Genomic DNA, 2,861 nt, shown 5'->3' with positions numbered 1-2,861 from the left:
GACCGCCCGGCCGACCGTGGACGCCCGGTGCCCCAGCCGGACCCGGGCGTGCACGACCAGGCTCTCCGCCCGCACCCACAGCTCGTTGTCCCCCGCCGACTCGGCCAGCGCGGCGGCGCGCTCACCGAGGATCAACGCGAGCTCGGGGGCCCGCACCTCGAGGGCGGTGGCGTGCTCGACGAGCCGGGCGACCGAACCCGGGTCCTCCTCGACGCCGTCGTGGGCAGCGGCTCGGCGGCCGTTGACCGCGCTCGCGTTGGTGTGCTCAGTGGCTACCACTGGGTCTCCCGCTCAACGTTGGCTCCGGGGGGCTCGGTCGTCGCCGGGCACTCGCCACGCGGTGCCGGCGGCACGCCACTCGTGTCAGTCGCGCGTCAGCTTGCGGTGCGTCACCCTGTGCGGCCGGGCGGCCTCCGCACCCAGCCGTTCGATCTTGTTCTTCTCGTAGCCCTCGAAGTTGCCCTCGAACCAGAACCACTTCGCCGGGTTCTCCTCGGTCCCCTCCCACGCGAGGATGTGGGTGGCCACGCGGTCCAGGAACCACCTGTCGTGCGAGATCACCACGGCGCAGCCGGGGAACTGTTCGAGCGCGTTCTCCAGCGAGCCGAGGGTCTCGACGTCGAGGTCGTTGGTGGGCTCGTCGAGCAGGATCAGGTTGCCGCCCTGTTTGAGGGTCATCGCCAGGTTGAGCCGGTTGCGCTCACCACCGGAGAGCACACCCGCGGGCTTCTGCTGGTCGGGGCCCTTGAAACCGAACGCGCTGACGTAGGCGCGGGAGGGCATCTCGACCTGGCCGACGTGGATGTAGTCGAGGCCGTCGGACACGACCTGCCACACCGTCTTCTCCGGGTCGATGCCCGCGCGCTGCTGGTCGACGTAGGAGAGTTTGACGGTGTCGCCGACCTTGACGGTGCCGGAGTCGGCCTCCTCCAGACCCACGATCGTCTTGAACAGCGTCGTCTTGCCGACGCCGTTGGGGCCGATCACGCCGACGATGCCATTGCGCGGCAACGTGAAGGACAGGTCGTCGATCAGCAGCCGGTCGTCGAAGCCCTTGCGCAGGTTCTCCACCTCGACCACCACGTTGCCCAGGCGGGGCCCCGGCGGGATCTGGATCTCCTCGAAGTCCAGCTTCTTGCTCTTCTCCGCCTCGGCGGCCATCTCCTCGTACCGCTGCAGCCGCGAGCGGGACTTGGACTGCCGCGCCTTCGCGTTCGAGCGGACCCACTCCAGCTCGTTCTTCAGCCGCTTCGCGAGCTTGGCGTCCTTCTTGCCCTGGACCTCCAGGCGTTCCCGCTTCTTCTCCAGGTAGGTCGAGTAGTTGCCCTCGTAGCCCTCGACCCGGCCCCGGTCCAGCTCCATGATCCATTCCGCGACGTTGTCCAGGAAGTACCTGTCGTGGGTCACGGCGAGGACGGCACCCGGGTAGGTCGCCAGGAACTGCTCCAGCCAGAGCACGCTCTCGGCGTCCAGGTGGTTGGTGGGCTCGTCCAGCAGCAACAGGTCCGGCCCCGACAGCAGCAGCTTGCACAGCGCCACCCGGCGGCGCTCACCACCGGAGAGGTGGCTCACCGGCTCGTCCCCCGGGGGGCAGCGCAGCGCGTCCATCGCCTGTTCGAGCTGCGAGTCCAGCTCCCAGGCGTCGGCGTGGTCGAGGTCCTCCTGCAGCTTGCCCATCTCCTCCATCAGGGCGTCGCTGTAGTCGGTGGCCAGCTTCTCGGCGATCTCGTTGAAGCGGTCCAACTTGACCTTGATCTCGCCGAGCCCCTCCTCCACGTTGCCGCGGACGGTCTTCTCCTCGTTCAGCGGCGGCTCCTGCTGGAGGATGCCGACGCTGGCCCCCGGCTGGATGAAGGCCTCCCCGTTGCTCGGTTGGTCGAGCCCAGCCATGATCTTCAGAACGGTGGACTTACCCGCACCGTTCGGTCCCACCACGCCGATCTTGGCGCCGGGGAAGAACGCGGTGCTGACGTCGTCGAGGATCACCTTGTCCCCGACGGTCTTGCGCACCTTTTTCATGGTGTAAATGAACTCGGCCATACTCCGATCGTAGAGCGAAGCCGACGACCTCATCACCCCGCCTCACCGATGGGCCACCGGTCGTGAGCACGGGCGCACCACGCGGAGACACCGGACGGCCGGACGCCCCCCGCCGCGGCGGGGGCGGAACCGCTGGGCACACGCGGCACGGGTGGCCCGCCGCGGCGGCGACGGACCCCGGGGTGCCGCGATCGGGTGACCTATTCCACCCGGCGCCGCCCGTCCTGCTCGGCCATCTGCCGCAGCATCGCGTTGTAGGCGGCGAGTTCGGCGTCACCCGTGGCGTCCTCCCGGCGGTCGCGTCGCCGGGCCTCGCGTTCGTCCGAGCGGACCCACTGCACCAGCAACGCGATCATCACGATCAGCACGGGGATCTCGCCCGAGGCCCACGCGATGCCACCGCCGAGCCGCTGGTCGGCGAGCAGGTCCTCCATCCAGGGCAGGTCGAGCGCCCGGTAGAACCCGGCCCCGATCACCGTCTGCATGTTCATCAGGATGACCCCGAAGAACGCGTGGAACGGCACCGACGCGAACAGCAGCCCCAGTCTGCCCAGCGGGGGCAGCCGGCGCGGGGCCGGGTCGACCCCGATCACCGGCCAGAAGAAGACGTAGCCCGCCAGCAGGAAGTGGGCGTTCATGGCGAGGTGGGCCCAGTGCTCGGACAGCGCGGCGTCGAACAGCCCGGAGAAGTACAGGCCGTAGAACGACCCGATGAACAGCACCAGCGCCACGATCGGGTTGGTCAGCACCCGGGCGAGCCGGGAGTGCGTCAGCGCCAGCAGCCACTCCCGCGGCCCCGGTGGGGCGTCGCGCCCCGAGGG

2 protein-coding genes and 1 pseudogene are annotated in these 2,861 nt (G+C 69.6%); all 3 read right to left on the bottom strand.

All coding sequences use genetic code 11. The features are described from left to right. Nucleotides 1–279 (bottom strand): annotated as a pseudogene (locus ACTIR_RS26285) (hypothetical protein); the annotation flags it as partial. A gap of 84 nt (nt 280–363) precedes the next feature. Then, a complete protein-coding gene (gene ettA / locus ACTIR_RS0104915; RefSeq protein WP_026453442.1) occupies nt 364–2,040 on the bottom strand; it encodes an energy-dependent translational throttle protein EttA in 1,677 nt (558 codons plus the stop codon). A 200-nt stretch (nt 2,041–2,240) separates the two neighbouring features. After that, the coding region (locus tag ACTIR_RS0104910) for a cytochrome c oxidase assembly protein (protein ID WP_026453441.1) at nt 2,241–2,861 on the bottom strand (621 nt) is incomplete at its 5' end.

This window comes from Saccharomonospora iraqiensis subsp. iraqiensis (genome assembly GCF_000430445.1).
Lineage (GTDB): Bacteria > Actinomycetota > Actinomycetes > Mycobacteriales > Pseudonocardiaceae > Saccharomonospora > Saccharomonospora iraqiensis.
Note: the sequence above shows the minus strand (reverse complement) of the source record. Positions and strands in the feature narration are given on the sequence as shown.